We start from the raw sequence: 14,891 nt of genomic DNA, 5'->3' as shown, positions 1-14,891 counted from the left end.
GGGCCTTATCCCAACTGGCCGTCCACAAACATGGCAAAGCCCGCAAAACGCGCACGCGATACCTACCACGTCGGCAATTTAGCTCCGCAACTGCTGGCAGCGGCACGTACGCTGCTTGAGGAGGTGGGGCCGACCAAACTGTCATTGCGCGCGGTATCCGAGCGAGTGGGCGTCAGCGCCACAGCGGCCTATCACCATTTTCAGAACCGCAACGAACTGGTCGGCCAGCTCGCGGCACAAGGTTTTTCAGAACTGGCGCGCGCACTGCAGCAGGCCTACAGCAACGGTTCCGGGTTGGATAAGCTGCGCGCTGGCAGCCTCGCCTATCTGCATTTTGCCCGCAGTAACCCGGCGCTCTACCAATTGATGTTTGGCCCTGAGTTCACCGAGGAGACCATGATTCCGGCACTGCAACGCGAGCGGCTGGCCGCCTTTGGTGAGCTCAAGCGCATGGTGGCCGATACGCTCGGACAGGAACTCGACAGCTCCGACGTGCGCAAGGCCTCGGTCGCTGCTTGGTCATACACCCACGGGCTGACCTCGCTGGTTATTCACGGGTTGCTGCCCGGCGCCGCTGAGAGTAGTGACGAACGCTTTGTCGATCGCACGCTGGAGGGCCTTGCAGCACTGGCTGCCAGTTGTAGCCCCTCACTCAAGTAGGCAACCCCGCCTCCAAGCTCAACGACTACTTGCTTCGCTGTGCACTGGCACTGCCAGGCACTGCGCCCTCCTCTCAGCCCCTTGGCGGCGCGCCGTTACACCGGGCAGCGGCGTCCAAAAAACACACCCATTGAAACGACGCGGCAGGGTCAACCATCGCGCCATTAGCAACCAACAGCGCAATGCGTCATGAAAAAGGCAAAACACAAACCAGGACAAAAAATCGCCAAATACTTGCCATCCCCATCTATAACCATGAGACTGGTTGGGCAAAACCAAGGAGGAACGCATGAAATACCTACGGACGACGATCAGCGCCGCTGCTCTTGCAACAACTCTCGGCTCCCTGCCTCTCACAGCCAGCGCCAGCGACATTGGCTTCGGCGTTGGCATCAGCTACATCTTCGGGCAAGGTCCGGCAGTCGGCATCAAAGCCTTCTCGGATGACGATGCCAATACGGTAGTGGGTGCTGTGGGGCTCGATTACGTATTCTCCAGCAGCGGTCTGCGGCCGAACATTGGCGTTGGCTATCTAGGCAAGGGCTATTACGGCGACGCCAATCTGGGCTACAACCTGGGCGACGGCGGTTTCGACTTTGGCGTTGGCGCAGGCTGGTCTGACGCAGATAACAAGTCTAACAATCGTCGCAATACCAGCCCGGACGAGCCCCTCGAGCCGCCGCCGCAGCAGCAACCCGGCTAAAGCCAAGCAGAGGCCGCAACAACGGCCTCTGCGTACCCTGACCTCACCTCTCCGCCTAAAGCAACTGATCCTGATCAATAACTGCACTCCGGGACTCCGCTAAGCTCGCCGACTTTCTGTCGACCATGCGGTACTTGATCATGCCTAACGCTCCCGAACTGCTGGCCCCGGCCGGTACCCTCAAGGCCATGCGCTACGCCTTCGCCTATGGCGCCGACGCGGTGTACGCCGGGCAGCCGCGCTACAGTCTGCGCGTGCGCGAGAACGACTTCCACAACCCGGAGGTCATGGCCGAGGGCATCAGGGAAGCACACGCACTCGGCAAGCGGTTCTACCTGGCCAGTAATATCGCGGCGCACAACAGCAAGGTCGCCACCTATCTGCGCGACCTTGAGCCGGTGGTCGCCATGGGGCCAGATGCGCTGATCATGTCGGACCCGGGGCTGATCATGCTGATACGCGAGCGTTGGCCCGAGCTGCCGGTGCACCTGTCGGTACAGGCCAACGCGGTCAATTGGGCGACGGTGAAGTTCTGGCAGCAGCTGGGGCTCGAACGCATCATTCTGTCGCGCGAGCTGTCGCTGGAAGAAATCGAGGAAATCCGTCAGCGCTGCCCGGACGTGGGCCTTGAAGTGTTTGTGCACGGCGCACTGTGCATCGCCTATTCAGGCCGCTGCCTGCTGTCCGGCTATTTCAACCACCGCGACGCCAACCAGGGTGCGTGCACCAATGCCTGCCGCTGGCAGTACGACGTAAAACCCGCGGTCGAAACTGCCGAAGGCAATATCGAGCCAGTCGCACAGCCGGTGCAGATCATCACCCAGCACGACAAGCCGGATGAGCCGATGGCCATCGAAGAAGATGAGCACGGCACCTACATCATGAATTCCAAAGACCTGCGCGCAGTGCAGCACGTCGAGCGCTTTGTGCAAATGGGTGTCGATTCCCTGAAGATCGAAGGCCGCACCAAGTCGCACTTCTACGTTGCCCGCACGGTGCAGGTTTACCGCCAGGCCATCGACGACGCGGTGGCCGGTCGCCCGTTCAACATCGGCTTAATGGACGATCTGGAGAGCCTCGCCAACCGTGGCTACACAGAAGGCTTCTACCGCCGTCATCCACCGGGCGTGTACCAGAACTACGAGCAGGGTGCCTCACGCATGAGCCGTCACCAGTTCGTTGGTGAGCTGACCGGGGAAGGCAGCGACTGGCTGGAGATCGACGTGAAGAACCGCTTTGCCATTGGCGATCAGCTGGAACTGATGACCCCGCAGGGCAACCACAGCTTTGTGCTCGAAGCCCTGCAGGACCGCAATGGCAACGCCATCGAGGTCGCGCCCGGCAATGGTCACAGCGTGCGCATTCCGCGCCCGCCGCTGGCCGATCTGAGTTTCGCGCTGCTGATGCGCTGGCTACCGGCTTGACAGACCGTTGAAAAACGTAGCCGAGACAGCCAGCGCAAGACAAAAACAGGCGAAAAAGCGCAGTTTACGTGTTGTAAATGAGCATTTTGATCGGACTCGCGCCCGAGCGTGTTTTTAACACTGCGATGGCAACGCAGGTAGTTTTTCAATGGTCTGTTAAACGGCCGTCAGCCGCGCAATCACATCCGGGGTGCTAGTCACCTCACCAAACTCATAGGCAATGGTGCTGAGCGAGATGCGCTGAATCTCCTCGGCGCTGATCGCGCCAAGGCCCAGGTCCGGGTAATCCATCGCCGCGTTGGCGTCGCTCAGGGCGATCACCTTGTACTCGCGGTGTACGCCATCGCGGATGGTGGTCTCGCAGCAGACATTGGTCACCGTGCCGCAGATAATGATGGTGTCCACATCGCGGGCGCGCAGCACGGTATCCAGATCAGTACCGTGGAAGCCGCTGTAGAACAGCTTGTCGATGATCACGTCACCCGGCTGCGGCGCCAGCGCATCAAGCACCTCCACATTCTGCTCGCTGCGGGCCAGAATCTCGTCCACGTTGGGGTAAAGATCACGCATGCGGCCGGTGTCGCTGCCGTCGCCGCGCACGATGTGGCGCAGGTAAATCACCGGCACGTCAACGCTACGGGCGGCATCAACCAGCGCCTGAATCGGTTGGATGATCTTCGCGGTGTTCGGCACGTAGAGTGCACCGTCCTGTTCGCAGAACACCTTCTGCATGTCGACGACGATGACCGCAGTGCGGCGAGGGTTTAGGTCCCAGCGGACCAGAGGTTTGCTCATTGCGGTGCTCCTGTAACCAAGGTGGACGAGCCTCGATCACAGCAAGGTTTGTACCGTTTGGTCTGCTCTAGTACCTGCTCGCCTACAGGCCACGGCAGACGGCACCTGTAGCGCTCTAAGGCTATTACGTCAGCGCCCAAAAGCTGCACTGCTGCAGCGCATCAGCCGCCAGCGGCACCGTCGGCGGACAACGCTTCGCGCAGATGATCAATCAACAGGCGCACCAGCAGAGAAGCCTGCCGGTGCTGCGGGTAGACCGCCCAAGCGGTGTTGCTCGGCAGCTGGAACGCTTCCAGTACGGCGACCAGCTGACCGCGGGCCAGCGCGTCTTCGACGATGAAGGTCGGCAGCCGGGCAATGCCCAGCCCGGCAATGGCGGCATCACGCACCAGTTCGCCGTTGTTGACCCGGTAGCGCCCCTTCACCGCGACGCGCTGCTGCCGACCGCCTACCCTGAACGGCCACTCCACCGCTGCGCTGTGACCGTACAGCACGCAGTCATGACCAGCCAACTCGGCTGGCGTCTGGGGCGCGCCGCGGGCTGCCAGATAGGTCGGGCTGGCGCAGGTCACCATGTCCAGCTGCATCAGCGGGCTGGCGATCAGGCTGGAGTCGGCTAGTTCGCCAATCCGCACCGCCATGTCGAAGCCGTCGGCCAGCAGGTCGACCGTACGATCACTCAGGTCCAGCTCGACAACCACTTCCGGGTAGCGCAGCAGAAAGCCGGGCAGCAAAGGACTCAAGTGCTGAATGCCGAACGATACCGGCGCACTGAGTCGCAGCGCGCCGCGCGGGGTGCTGCGCAACGTGCCAACCAACTGCTCGGCCTCGGCCACCTCTTGCAGAATGCGCTGCACCCGCTCCAGATACGCCTGGCCGAGCGCCGTTGCACTGAGTTTACGGGTCGAGCGATTAAGCAGGCGCACGCCGAGCCGATCCTCCAGTGCAGCCACACGCCGACTGACCAGTTGCTTCGACAGCCCCAACCGCTCGGCCGCAGCGGTAAAGCTGCCCTGCTCCATCACACAGGCAAACATCTGCATGTCTTCCAGCTGACTCATTGTCCACCCCTGATTGACAGTCAAACACAACTGAACCGCTTATTCGGGTCAATTATGGACAGTATGATCTCGCCATCAAACCCCTGTAATGGAGGGCAGATCATGAAATCGCAAACCACCCTGCGCCGCGCCAACGAACGTGGCGTTGCCGAACACGGCTGGCTCAGCTCGCGCCATAGTTTTTCCTTCGCGTCGTACTACGATCCCCGCCACATGGGCTTCTCCGACCTGCGCGTGATCAACGATGACCGGGTCGCTCCGGGGGCTGGGTTTGGCACTCACCCGCACCGCGACATGGAAATCTTTTCCTACGTGCTGGGCGGCGCGCTGGAACACCAAGACACCATGCACAACGGCTCGGTGATCCGACCGGGCGACGTGCAACTGATGAGTGCCGGCACCGGCATAGCCCACAGCGAATACAACGCCAGCAAGCGGGACCCTGTGCACTTCCTGCAAATCTGGATCGTGCCTGCGCGCACCGGCCTGGCGCCGCGCTACCAGCAGCGCAACGTCAGTGAGGCAGAAAAGCGCGGCACGCTGCGTCTGATTCTGAGTCCGGATGGCGCCAACGGTAGTCTGCAGATCCAGCAGAACACCCGGGTCTACGCAGGCCTGTTTGACGGAGGTGAGCAGGCCCGCCTGGAGCTGCCAGCCGAGCGCTACGCCTACGTGCATCTGGCGCGTGGGCAGCTAAGAATCAATGGGCAGCTGCTGGAAGCAGGCGATGGGCTCGCGCTCCGCGGCGTTCAGCAGTTGGATATCGATCAGGGCAATGACGCCGAGGTGCTGGTATTCGACCTCCGGCCAGAAGAATTGCCGGGCACCTGATGCACCCGGCGAAGCCACAGCAGTGTCAGCCCTGCGCGGCCTTCAACAATACGCTGTAGAGCTGATCCTTGAGGTGGGCGCGCTGCTTTTTCATTTGATGAAAGGTGGTGTCCTCCACCGGGGACTCGCGCTTTTCCAGCCGCATGATTTCCCGATCCAGGCTGGCGTATTCCTGCAGCAGCTGTTTGAAGTGGGTATCGGCCTCGGCCAGTTGATCGATCAGATCGCTGTACTGCGGAAACTCCCCGTGCAGCTCATGGTTCGCAATTCCCATCGCCTACGCCTCCGTGGATTGATCAGGACACTCCTGTGAGCCTAGACGATTCAGACCAATGCGCCCAACCAGCGCCAGCCAAGCACGGCGGCGGGCAGCAACAGGGCCGTCAGCACGCCCAATGCCCATCGCCAGCGCCGCAAAGGCGGCACATTCATCCCCTTATTCCAGCGCCCGCGCCGTGCCCACCGCATAGGCATTCATGCCGTAGGCCATGCCTCGCGCCGCGGGTTGAACTACCCCGGTAAGCCTCAGCAGCGGCGGCAGCATCACGGTACCCAGCACACCGGTCAGCATCACCACTCGCAGGAGCAGCCCCTTCAGCACTCGCTGGCCCGCCGACGAAACAGCGGCCGAGGCTCGATCGCCGAACGCCCATAGAGCACGCTCATGCCGTTCAGCCCCTTCAGTGCATCCTCGGCCGACTTGTCCTCGCGCACGGCAAAAGCATCAAAGCCGCACTGGCGCATGTGGCTGAGCTGATCGCGCAGCACATCGCCAACCGCACGCAGCTCGCCAGTCCAGCCGATGCGCGTGCGCAAAAGATACGCCTGGCTGTAGCCGCGGCCATCGCGAAAACTGGGGAACAGCACCGCAATCAACGGCAGTACCGCGAGATAGGGCTGCAGCTGCTCGGCCTCGTCATCAGGTTGCAGACAAACTCCGTCGGCGCTGGGCCCCAGGCCGCTGAGCACCGCCTCAGGCTGTCGCTGCAGCCACGCCTCAAGGCTGAGGATGCGGGGACCATCGGAGGCCGAATCCTCGCTCAGCGCCAGGGTCCAGGGATCCGCGCTCACCAGCTCAGGCCCATGTTCGGTCAGTCGAATCAAATTGTTCATGCGCGGACCTCCTGCGCCGGATATACCCGCGCCTTGAACGGGGCGAGTCCAATACGCTCGACGGTATCGACAAAGCGCTCGATACCAACCCGCTGCTCGCGATACACCTCGACCAGCTGGGCAATCACATCAGGGACGTCCTCCGCACTGAAGGCAGGGCCGATCACCTTGCCCAGTGCGCTGCGCTTGCCCTGCGCCCCGCCGATGGTGAGCTGGTACCACTCGCTGCCGTTCTTGTCGACGCCGAGGATGCCGATGTTACCGATGTGGTGGTGGCCGCAGGCGTTCATGCAACCGGAGATATTCAGGCTGATTTCGCCCAGATCCTGCAGCAGCTCGGGGTCGGCAAAGCGCTGTTGAATGGCCTGCGCCACCGGAATGGACTTGGCATTGGCCAGCGAGCAGTAATCGCCACCGGGGCAGGCAATCACGTCGGTCAGCAGGCCAATGTTGGGTGTGGCCAGACCGAACTCACAGGCCTGCTGCCACAACGCGTAAAGATCTGCCTTGGCGACATCCGGCAGCACCAGATTCTGTTCGTGGGCGACGCGAATCTCGCCGAAGCCGAACCGCTCGGCCATCAGCGCTACCTGCTCCATCTGCTCGGCGGTCACGTCGCCGGGCGGCATGTCGGCACCCGGTTTGGTCGACAGCGTGACCGACACGTAGCCCTGCTGCTTGTGCGCATGGGCGTTGCGCTGCACCCAGCGGGCAAACTCGGCATCACGCGCCAGCGCACTGCCAAACTCCAGATCCACCGCCAGTTGCGGCGAGTAGGCAGGGGGCAGGAAGCTGGCAGCGACACGCTCGTATTCGTCCAGAGTCAGCTCGGCGGGCCCATCCTTGATGTGCTCCCACTCAGACTCGACCTCGCGGGCAAACGCCTCAATACCCAGCGCCTTGACCAGAATCTTGATGCGCGCCTTGTACTTGTTGTCCCGCCGACCATGACGGTTGTAGACCCGCAACACGGCCTCGACGTAGGACAGCAAATGCTGCCAGGGCAGCGCCCGGCGAATCGGTTGCGACAGAATCGGCGTGCGCCCCAGACCGCCACCGACCATGACGTCGAACAGCATTTCCCCCGCCGCACCCCGGTACAGGTAAAGCCCGATGTCATGCATCATCACCGCCGCGCGGTCTTCGCTGGCCGAGCACAGGGCGATCTTGAACTTGCGTGGCAGGTAGAGAAACTCGGGATTGACCGTCGACCACTGGCGCAGGATCTCGGCCAGCGGCCGCGGATCGAGCACCTCATCGGCGGCCACACCAGCAAAGGCATCGGTACTGATGTTGCGCACGCAGTTGCCGGAGGTCTGAATCGCGTGCATGTCGACTGCCGCGAGCCGAGCCAGAATGTCGCCTACCTGCTCCAGCTCGATCCAGTTGAACTGAATGTTCTGACGCGTGGTGAAGTGGCCGTAGCCACGGTCGAAATCGCGGGCGACACTCGCCAGCGCGCGCAGCTGATCGGCCGACAACGTGCCGTAGGGAATCGCCACCCGCAACATGTAGGCATGGCGCTGCAGGTACAGGCCATTCTGCAGGCGCAGCGGCAAAAACTCCTCCTCGCTCAGTTCGCCGCTCAGGCGCCGACTGATCTGATCACGAAACTGGGCGACGCGTTCGGCGACCAGCGCGCGGTCGTAGTCATCGTAGTGGTACATGCTCACCTCTCGGCAGGCGGCAGTTCCCGCTAACCAGCAGGCCTCCCGCATAGGACGAATAAGGCGGCCACTATGCGCAGACAGCTGGAGCCATACCAGCCTCAGATCCTGTTTAAAAAACCGGATCAGATACCTGAAAAAGGCCCCCTTCTTGCCGCCACCAGCCTTGTTTTAACGCCGTTCAGACGGCCGTAATCGCTCTATCTGATATGGCTTTTTGCGTCCAATCTGAATCTGTTACCGAAGCAGTTATGCCTGCATCATCGCCTCCAGCCTGAAAATCCGAGAGCCGTGATGCCATGACCAGCCATATCCCCCTCAAAGACCTGACACCCGCCCAGCAGGGTGGCCCGATTCACACCCGCAGCTTCAAGGGCCTGTACCGTAACCTGCGGCTGCTTGGCGCAGGCGCGCTGATGCTGCTGTTCTTCGGTACCGCCTGGATCGACTGGAACGGCCAGCAGGCGGTGCTCTGGGATCTGCACAGCAAGCAGTTCCACATCTTCGGCGCGACCTTCTGGCCGCAGGATTTCATCCTGCTCTCGGCGATTCTGATGATTGCCGCCTTTGGCCTGTTCTTTATCACCGTGGTCGCCGGCCGGGTCTGGTGCGGTTACAGCTGCCCGCAGAGCGTCTGGACCTGGATCTTCATGTGGGTGGAAAAAGTCACCGAAGGCGAGCGCCACCAGCGCATCCGCCTCGACGCCGCGCCCTGGTCTCTGAACAAAGTGCTGCGCCGCGGCGCCAAACACGGCCTGTGGCTGGCAATCAGCCTCGCGACCGCCATCGGTTTCATTGGCTACTTCACCCCGGTGCGTGATCTGGTCAGCGATCTGCTGAGCTGGCAGGTGGGGGCCGCCACCGCGTTCTGGCTGCTGTGTTTCACCGCCGCCACCTACTTCAACGCCGGCTGGCTGCGCGAGAAGGTATGCGTGCACATGTGTCCGTACTCACGTTTCCAGAGCGCGATGTTTGATGCCGACACCCAACTGGTCACCTATGACGCGGCGCGCGGTGAAGCACGCGGCCCACGCAAGAAGAACACTGACCCGGCAGCCAGCGGTCTGGGCGACTGCATCGATTGCACCGTCTGCGTGCAGGTCTGCCCGACCGGTATCGACATCCGCGACGGCCTGCAAATCGACTGCGTCAGCTGCGGCGCCTGCATCGATGCCTGTAACGGCGTCATGGATCAGATGGGCTATGCCCGTGGGCTGATTCGCTACACCTCCGAGCGCGAGCTGGCTGGCGGTAAAACACACTGGCTGCGCCCGCGTCTGGTCGGCTACGCGATCGCCCTGCTGCTGATGATCGGCGGCCTGGTGTGGGGCCTGCAGGAACGCCCGCTGATTGATCTGGACATCAGCCGCGACCGCAGCGTATTCCGCGCCAACAGCAGTGGCGACATCGAGAACATCTACACCCTCAAAGTACTGAACAAGACCCAGCAGAGCCGCGAGTACAGTTTGAGCCTGGCGGATGCCGAGCGCTTCAACACCCAAGGCCTCGGTAACCTGCAGGTCGCTGCGGGCGAGACCGGTATTGTCGCCGTGCGGGTCAGTCGCCGCGATGCAGCCGCAGCCGCTGGCAGCGAGCCGTTGCAGTTTGTCGTGCAGGATCTGAACGATCCGACCAGCCGGGTCAGCGACGAGAGCACCTTCCTCTCTCCGGCCGTGCGCTGATATCGCATGCGCGCGCGTGATGGCCTACAGTGGCGGACTCCACCTTCAGAGTCGCAGAACGGGATGAAACGCTACGAAAAGCTGGCCGACGACATCGCCGAGCTGATCCGCACCGGGGTCATTGCCCCGGGCGAAAAGGTCCCCTCGGTGCGGCACGCCAGCCGCACCTACGGGGTCAGTCCGTCGACCGTGTTCCAGGCCTACTATCTGCTGGAAGACCGCGGACTGATTCAGGCCAGACCCCGCTCGGGCTATTTCGTCCACGCGCTGGCCCGCCGTCAGCTGAATGAGCCGAACATCAGCCACTACGCCTCCAGCAGTGTCGATGTTGATGTCAGTGAACTGGTATTCGAGGTTCTTGGCTCGCTGAAAGACCCGGACATGGTCGCTTTCGGCTCGGCCTTCCCGAGCCCGGACCTGTTCCCGCTGGCGCGGCTGTCACGCTCCCTGTCCAGCAGCGTGCGCGAGATGAAACCGCACTCGGTGATTGCCGACATGACCGCCGGCAACCCGGACCTGCGCCGCCAGATCGCCCTGCGCTACATGGTCAGCGGCATGCTGCTGCCGATGGACGAACTGGTGATCACCAACGGCGCGATGGAAGCGCTTAATCTCTGCCTGCAGTCGGTTACCCAGCCTGGCGATCTGGTCGCCATCGAAAGCCCCGCGTTCTATGCCACTCTGCAGGTGCTGGAGCGGCTGCAGCTCAAGGCAGTCGAGATCCCGGTGCATCCGCGTGAGGGGATTGACCTCGACAGTCTGGCCGACAGCCTGCAGCGCTTCCCGATCAAGGCCTGCTGGTTTATGAGTAGCCTGCAGAACCCGCTGGGCGCCAGCATGAGCGACGCCAAGAAAAAGCAGCTGTATGCTCTGCTCAAGCAGCATCAGGTGCCGATGATCGAGGATGATGTCTACGCTGAGCTATATTTCAGCGCCAAGCCACCCAAGCCGGTCAAAAGCTTTGATACCGACGGACTGGTGATGCACTGCGGCTCATTTTCCAAGTGTCTGGCACCCGGTTATCGGGTCGGCTGGGTTGCGGCTGGGCGCTTTGCCGAGCAGGTCAGCCGCCTCAAACTGATGACCACCATTTCGCCGTCGGTACCCGCCCAAGCGGCACTGGCCGACTACCTGCAGCACGGCGGCTACGACCGTCACCTGCGCCGGCTGCGCCACGCGCTGGAGAGTCAGCAGCGCGCCATGCTGGCCTCCGCCGCCCGGCACTTCCCGCGCGAGACTCGGGTCAGCCGTCCCAATGGCGGGTACTTTCTGTGGTTCGAGTTTCCCGAGCGGGTCGACTCGCTGCAATTGTTCCAGCACGCGCTGGCGCAGGGCATCAGCCTGGCGCCGGGGCCCATCTTCTCGGCCAACCGACACTACCGCAACTGTGCCAGGCTGAACTACGGTACGCCCTGGGACGAGCGCAGCGAGCAAGCCATGGCCACGCTGGGGCGACTGCTCGCGGCCTTCTGAGGCGCTGCGACAGCCAGCCGCAGCCTGGCCGCGTCACACACTGACCCAGAGCAATATTCAGCACCAAAGGCAGGCGCAGACTGAGGGCCTTTGTTCTCAGGGAGACGCTGCGCATGAACTGCGACATTGCCATCATCGGCGCTGGCCCGAGCGGGCTGTGCATGGCCCGCGCACTGGTCGAGACCGGCCTGAACATCGTGCTGATCGAGCGCCAGAGCGAAGCCAGCCTCGCCGACCCAGCCTTCGACGGGCGCGAGATTGCCCTGACCCACACCTCACAGGCACTGCTGGAGCGACTGGATATCTGGTCCAGGCTGCCCGCCGAGGACGTTGCCCTGCTGCGCGACGCCAAGGTCATGAACGGCCCCTCCCCCTTTGCCTTGCAGATTCTGGCGCGCCACGCCGGCTCTGACCATCTCGGCCATCTGGTCGCCAACCGGGCCATTCGCCAGGCTGCCTGGCAGAGCCTGCAGGCAGCCGGTGGCGTGCACCTGCTGTGCGAAGCGCGCCTGCGCCAGGTGCACCAGCACAGCGGCGGTGTCGAACTGGTGCTGAACGATGGCACTCGGCTGGAAACCGCCCTGCTGATCGCGGCCGACAGCCGCTTCTCGGAAACCCGCAGGATGCTCGGCATCGGCGCGCAAATGAAAGACTTCGGCAAAAGCATGCTGGTCTGCCGCATGAACCATGACGCCGATCATGAGCAAATTGCCTGGGAATGGTTCGGCTACGGTCAGACCCTGGCCCTGCTGCCGCTCAACGGCAGGCAGTCCTCGGTAGTGGTCACCCTGCCGCCTCGCGAGATTGAACAGTTGCAGCAGCTTGCTCCACAGGCCTTTGCCCGCGAGATGGAAAGCCGTTTTGATCATCGGCTGGGCAGCATGGAGCTGATCAGCGAGCGCCACGTTTACCCGCTGGTCGGTGCCTACGCCCGCCGCCTGACCGCCCATCGCAGTGCGCTAATCGGTGATGCCGCGGTCGGCATGCACCCGGTCACCGCCCACGGCTTCAACTTTGGCCTTGGCAGCGTGCAGAAACTCAGCCGCCTGCTGATCGACGCCCACCAGCGCAACCGCGACATCGGCTCAATCGCGCTGCTCGGCCGTTACGAGCGCCAGCAACGGCTGGCAACCTGGCCGCTGTATCAGGCCACCAATCTGCTGGTCGAGTGTTACACCAATGACCATCTGCCGATGCGTCTGCTGCGCGGCGCGGCACTGCGGGCCGCGCAGCAGCTGGTACCGCTCAAGCGCGGCATCGCCCGACACCTTACCGCAGGCAGCTGAGGGCATTCTGGCGCCATCTGATCCGCTTTTTGCAGCAATCTCTGAGTCTGTTTTGTATTGCCAATGAGCCCTAGAGTGCAGGCGTTATCGCGACATGCGTCGCCTCACTGCTATGAAGGGCCTGAAGATGCAGAACACTGCTGCGCAGATGTACAACTATCGGGTGGTGCGCCAGTTCACCATCATGACCGTGGTCTGGGGGGTGGTCGGCATGTCCGTCGGCCTGCTGGTTGCTTCCCAACTGGTCTGGCCGGCGCTGAACCTAGACCTGCCGTGGACCTCCTTTGGCCGCCTGCGACCTCTGCACACCAGTCTGGTGATTTTCGGCTTTGCCGGCAGCGCGCAGTTTGCCGCCAGTTACTACGCCGTGCAGCGCACCTGCCAAACGCCGCTGATCGCGCCGCGCCTGACCGCATTCACCTTCTGGGGCTGGCAAGCGGTGATCGTGACCATGCTGGTAACGCTGCCGCAGGGTCTGACCACCACCAAGGAATACGCCGAGATCGAATTTACCGGTGCGGTACTGATGGCGATCGTCTGGGTCGCCTATGCCATCGTGTTCTTCGGCACCCTGATGCGCCGCAAGAGCCGCCACATCTACGTCGGCAACTGGTTCTTCGGTGCGTTCATCCTGGTGATCGCGGTGCTACACATCGTCAACCACGCAGCCATTCCGATCAGTTGGTTCAAGTCCTACCCGGTTTACGCTGGAGCCACCGACGCCATGGTGCAGTGGTGGTACGGGCACAACGCGGTGGGCTTTTTCCTGACCACCGGCTTCCTCGGCATGATGTATTACTTTGTGCCCAAGCAGGTGAATCGCCCGGTGTACTCCTACCGCCTGTCGATCATCCACTTCTGGGCGCTGATCAGTCTCTACATCTGGGCCGGTCCGCACCATCTGCACTACACCGCGCTGCCTGATTGGGCGCAGTCGCTCGGCATGGTGATGTCGCTGATTCTGCTGGCTCCGAGCTGGGGCGGGATGATCAACGGCATGATGACCCTGTCCGGCTCCTGGCATCAGCTGCGCACCGACCCGATTCTGCGCTTTCTGGTCGTCGCGCTGGCCTTCTACGGCATGTCCACCTTTGAAGGCCCGATGATGGCGATCAAAACCGTCAACGCGCTGTCGCACTATACTGACTGGACCATCGGCCACGTCCACGCGGGTGCCCTGGGCTGGGTGGCGCTGATTACCTTCGGCTCGCTGTATCACCTGATTCCAAAGGTCTTCGGCACGGAAAAGATGTACAGCATCGGCCTGATCAACCTGCACTTTTGGCTGGCAACCATCGGCACCGTGCTCTACATCGTGTCGATGTGGGTTAACGGCATTACCCAGGGGCTGATGTGGCGGGCGGTGAACGTCGACGGCACGGCGACTTACAGCTTCGTCGAAGCACTCGAGGCCAGCCACCCCGGCTATGTGGTCCGCGTCATTGGTGGCGCATTTTTCCTGACCGGCATGCTGTGCATGGCCTGGAACACCTGGCGCACCGTGCGCCAGGCCAACGCGGAGCAAGCCGCAGCCGCGCAACTGGCCGCAGCCAATTGATACTCGGAGGAACTACCGATGCTGATTGCTGAAATTTCGGGCCTGCTGACCCTGCTGGGGTTATACATCGCGGTGCAGGCCAGTCTGGCAAACCATCCGGGCGACGAGCTGGAGCAGGCCGCCCAGCTACCGTTTGCCGAGGAGCCGGATCGCTTCGACGCCTGAGCCCAAGCCATGCGGCAACCAGCCACATGGCGCCGAATATTGCGCGGAGTGCTAAACTTCCGCGCATGAATCTGACCCAAGACAACCGCCTCTCAGTCACCCTGGTGCTCTATCTGTGCACCTTGGTGGGTCTGCTGACCTGCGGTTTCCATCAGGGCCAGATGAGTGGCCAGCATCTGAGTGGCGCCGGGGTGGTGTTCTGCAACCTCGGCAGCGACAGCCTCGGCATTGATCTGGACGATCATCAGCAACACCAGCTGAACGATCTGCAGGCCAACTGTCCACTGTGCTCATCGCTGGGCCACGGTACGGCGCTGGCCATGCACGGCTGGTCGCTTGACTATCTGCCGGCCAGTCCCGCCAGCGCCCCGCCGAGCGGCCAATGGGCCCGCCCGCCGCCACGCTACAGCTGGCCCTCAATCAATCCCCGCGCGTCACCCTCCTCGCTCGACGCTGCGCCACGCGCCGTCTGA

At 62.5% G+C, this 14,891-nt stretch carries 15 protein-coding genes and 1 pseudogene; 10 read left to right on the top strand and 6 right to left on the bottom strand.

Annotated elements, in window-relative coordinates:
* Positions 1-30: 30 nt before the first annotated feature.
* The 3 genes from AAFM31_RS07305 to yegQ all read left to right on the top strand — a co-directional run bounded on the left by AAFM31_RS07305 (position 31) and on the right by yegQ (position 2,787).
* The gene (locus AAFM31_RS07305; protein ID WP_341707261.1) at positions 31-660 is read left to right on the top strand and encodes a TetR/AcrR family transcriptional regulator; all 630 of its coding nucleotides are present in this window, start codon (positions 31-33) and stop codon (positions 658-660) included.
* A gap of 289 nt (positions 661-949) precedes the next feature.
* Complete coding sequence (locus AAFM31_RS07300) at positions 950-1,363, top strand: hypothetical protein (protein ID WP_341707260.1); 414 nt, start codon at positions 950-952, stop codon at positions 1,361-1,363.
* A 140-nt stretch (positions 1,364-1,503) separates the two neighbouring features.
* A complete protein-coding gene (gene yegQ, locus AAFM31_RS07295; RefSeq protein WP_341707259.1) occupies positions 1,504-2,787 on the top strand; it encodes a tRNA 5-hydroxyuridine modification protein YegQ in 1,284 nt (427 codons plus the stop codon).
* Between the two features lie 156 nt (positions 2,788-2,943).
* Here the strand turns inward: yegQ and AAFM31_RS07290 are convergent, their stop codons facing one another.
* The gene (locus tag AAFM31_RS07290) at positions 2,944-3,582 is read right to left on the bottom strand and encodes an isochorismatase family cysteine hydrolase (RefSeq protein WP_341707258.1); all 639 of its coding nucleotides are present in this window, start codon (positions 3,580-3,582) and stop codon (positions 2,944-2,946) included.
* Between the two features lie 161 nt (positions 3,583-3,743).
* Positions 3,744-4,643 carry a LysR family transcriptional regulator gene (locus AAFM31_RS07285; RefSeq protein ID WP_341707257.1) on the bottom strand — a complete coding sequence of 300 codons (900 nt, stop codon included), beginning with the start codon at positions 4,641-4,643 and terminating at the stop codon, positions 3,744-3,746.
* 102 nt (positions 4,644-4,745) lie between these two features.
* Between AAFM31_RS07285 and AAFM31_RS07280 the strand changes: the two genes are divergently transcribed.
* Positions 4,746-5,474 (top strand): pirin family protein, encoded by a 729-nt coding sequence (locus AAFM31_RS07280; protein ID WP_341707256.1) that lies wholly within the window; start codon positions 4,746-4,748, stop codon positions 5,472-5,474.
* Positions 5,475-5,499: 25 nt separating this feature from the next.
* On the opposite strand, the gene AAFM31_RS07275 is transcribed toward AAFM31_RS07280, so the two are convergent.
* From AAFM31_RS07275 to AAFM31_RS07260, 4 genes and pseudogenes are all read right to left on the bottom strand, one after another.
* On the bottom strand, positions 5,500-5,748 hold the full coding sequence (locus AAFM31_RS07275; protein WP_341707255.1) for a DUF465 domain-containing protein: 249 nt from the start codon (positions 5,746-5,748) through the stop codon (positions 5,500-5,502).
* Positions 5,749-5,798: 50 nt separating this feature from the next.
* Positions 5,799-6,054 (bottom strand): annotated as a pseudogene (locus tag AAFM31_RS07270) (LrgB family protein); the annotation flags it as partial.
* 14 nt (positions 6,055-6,068) lie between these two features.
* Complete coding sequence (locus AAFM31_RS07265) at positions 6,069-6,587, bottom strand: DUF934 domain-containing protein (RefSeq protein ID WP_341707254.1); 519 nt, start codon at positions 6,585-6,587, stop codon at positions 6,069-6,071.
* The gene (locus AAFM31_RS07260) at positions 6,584-8,254 is read right to left on the bottom strand and encodes a nitrite/sulfite reductase (RefSeq protein ID WP_341707253.1); all 1,671 of its coding nucleotides are present in this window, start codon (positions 8,252-8,254) and stop codon (positions 6,584-6,586) included. The genes AAFM31_RS07265 and AAFM31_RS07260 overlap by 4 nt, the downstream gene beginning before the upstream one ends.
* 299 nt (positions 8,255-8,553) lie before the next feature.
* On the opposite strand from AAFM31_RS07260, the gene ccoG reads away from it, so the two are divergent.
* The 6 genes from ccoG to AAFM31_RS07230 all read left to right on the top strand — a co-directional run bounded on the left by ccoG (position 8,554) and on the right by AAFM31_RS07230 (position 14,891).
* Positions 8,554-9,936 (top strand): cytochrome c oxidase accessory protein CcoG, encoded by a 1,383-nt coding sequence (gene ccoG / locus AAFM31_RS07255; protein ID WP_341707252.1) that lies wholly within the window; start codon positions 8,554-8,556, stop codon positions 9,934-9,936.
* Positions 9,937-9,999: 63 nt separating this feature from the next.
* Entirely contained in the window at positions 10,000-11,409 is a 1,410-nt protein-coding gene (gene mapR, locus AAFM31_RS07250; protein ID WP_341707251.1) for a GntR family transcriptional regulator MpaR, read from the top strand.
* A gap of 113 nt (positions 11,410-11,522) precedes the next feature.
* The gene (ubiM, locus tag AAFM31_RS07245) at positions 11,523-12,695 is read left to right on the top strand and encodes a 5-demethoxyubiquinol-8 5-hydroxylase UbiM (RefSeq protein ID WP_341707250.1); all 1,173 of its coding nucleotides are present in this window, start codon (positions 11,523-11,525) and stop codon (positions 12,693-12,695) included.
* A gap of 127 nt (positions 12,696-12,822) precedes the next feature.
* The gene (gene ccoN / locus AAFM31_RS07240) at positions 12,823-14,253 is read left to right on the top strand and encodes a cytochrome-c oxidase, cbb3-type subunit I (protein ID WP_341707354.1); all 1,431 of its coding nucleotides are present in this window, start codon (positions 12,823-12,825) and stop codon (positions 14,251-14,253) included.
* Between the two features lie 18 nt (positions 14,254-14,271).
* A complete protein-coding gene (locus tag AAFM31_RS07235) occupies positions 14,272-14,418 on the top strand; it encodes a hypothetical protein (protein ID WP_341707249.1) in 147 nt (48 codons plus the stop codon).
* A gap of 65 nt (positions 14,419-14,483) precedes the next feature.
* Positions 14,484-14,891 carry a DUF2946 domain-containing protein gene (locus AAFM31_RS07230; RefSeq protein WP_341707248.1) on the top strand — a complete coding sequence of 136 codons (408 nt, stop codon included), beginning with the start codon at positions 14,484-14,486 and terminating at the stop codon, positions 14,889-14,891.

Origin of the sequence: Halopseudomonas sp., assembly GCF_038130085.1 — a bacterium.
Lineage (GTDB): Bacteria > Pseudomonadota > Gammaproteobacteria > Pseudomonadales > Pseudomonadaceae > Halopseudomonas.
Note: the sequence above shows the minus strand (reverse complement) of the source record. Positions and strands in the feature narration are given on the sequence as shown.

Excerpts from the sequence above, each read along its gene's own strand:
- AAFM31_RS07305 (WP_341707261.1), top strand. The coding sequence starts at position 31 with ATGGCAAAGCCCGCAAAACGCGCACGCGATACCTACCACGTCGGCAAT.
- AAFM31_RS07300 (WP_341707260.1), top strand. The coding sequence starts at position 950 with ATGAAATACCTACGGACGACGATCAGCGCCGCTGCTCTTGCAACAACT.
- yegQ (WP_341707259.1), top strand. The coding sequence starts at position 1,504 with ATGCCTAACGCTCCCGAACTGCTGGCCCCGGCCGGTACCCTCAAGGCC.
- AAFM31_RS07290 (WP_341707258.1), bottom strand. The coding sequence starts at position 3,582 with ATGAGCAAACCTCTGGTCCGCTGGGACCTAAACCCTCGCCGCACTGCG.
- AAFM31_RS07285 (WP_341707257.1), bottom strand. The coding sequence starts at position 4,643 with ATGAGTCAGCTGGAAGACATGCAGATGTTTGCCTGTGTGATGGAGCAG.
- AAFM31_RS07280 (WP_341707256.1), top strand. The coding sequence starts at position 4,746 with ATGAAATCGCAAACCACCCTGCGCCGCGCCAACGAACGTGGCGTTGCC.
- AAFM31_RS07275 (WP_341707255.1), bottom strand. The coding sequence starts at position 5,748 with ATGGGAATTGCGAACCATGAGCTGCACGGGGAGTTTCCGCAGTACAGC.
- AAFM31_RS07265 (WP_341707254.1), bottom strand. The coding sequence starts at position 6,587 with ATGAACAATTTGATTCGACTGACCGAACATGGGCCTGAGCTGGTGAGC.
- AAFM31_RS07260 (WP_341707253.1), bottom strand. The coding sequence starts at position 8,254 with ATGTACCACTACGATGACTACGACCGCGCGCTGGTCGCCGAACGCGTC.
- ccoG (WP_341707252.1), top strand. The coding sequence starts at position 8,554 with ATGACCAGCCATATCCCCCTCAAAGACCTGACACCCGCCCAGCAGGGT.
- mapR (WP_341707251.1), top strand. The coding sequence starts at position 10,000 with ATGAAACGCTACGAAAAGCTGGCCGACGACATCGCCGAGCTGATCCGC.
- ubiM (WP_341707250.1), top strand. The coding sequence starts at position 11,523 with ATGAACTGCGACATTGCCATCATCGGCGCTGGCCCGAGCGGGCTGTGC.
- ccoN (WP_341707354.1), top strand. The coding sequence starts at position 12,823 with ATGCAGAACACTGCTGCGCAGATGTACAACTATCGGGTGGTGCGCCAG.
- AAFM31_RS07235 (WP_341707249.1), top strand. The coding sequence starts at position 14,272 with ATGCTGATTGCTGAAATTTCGGGCCTGCTGACCCTGCTGGGGTTATAC.
- AAFM31_RS07230 (WP_341707248.1), top strand. The coding sequence starts at position 14,484 with ATGAATCTGACCCAAGACAACCGCCTCTCAGTCACCCTGGTGCTCTAT.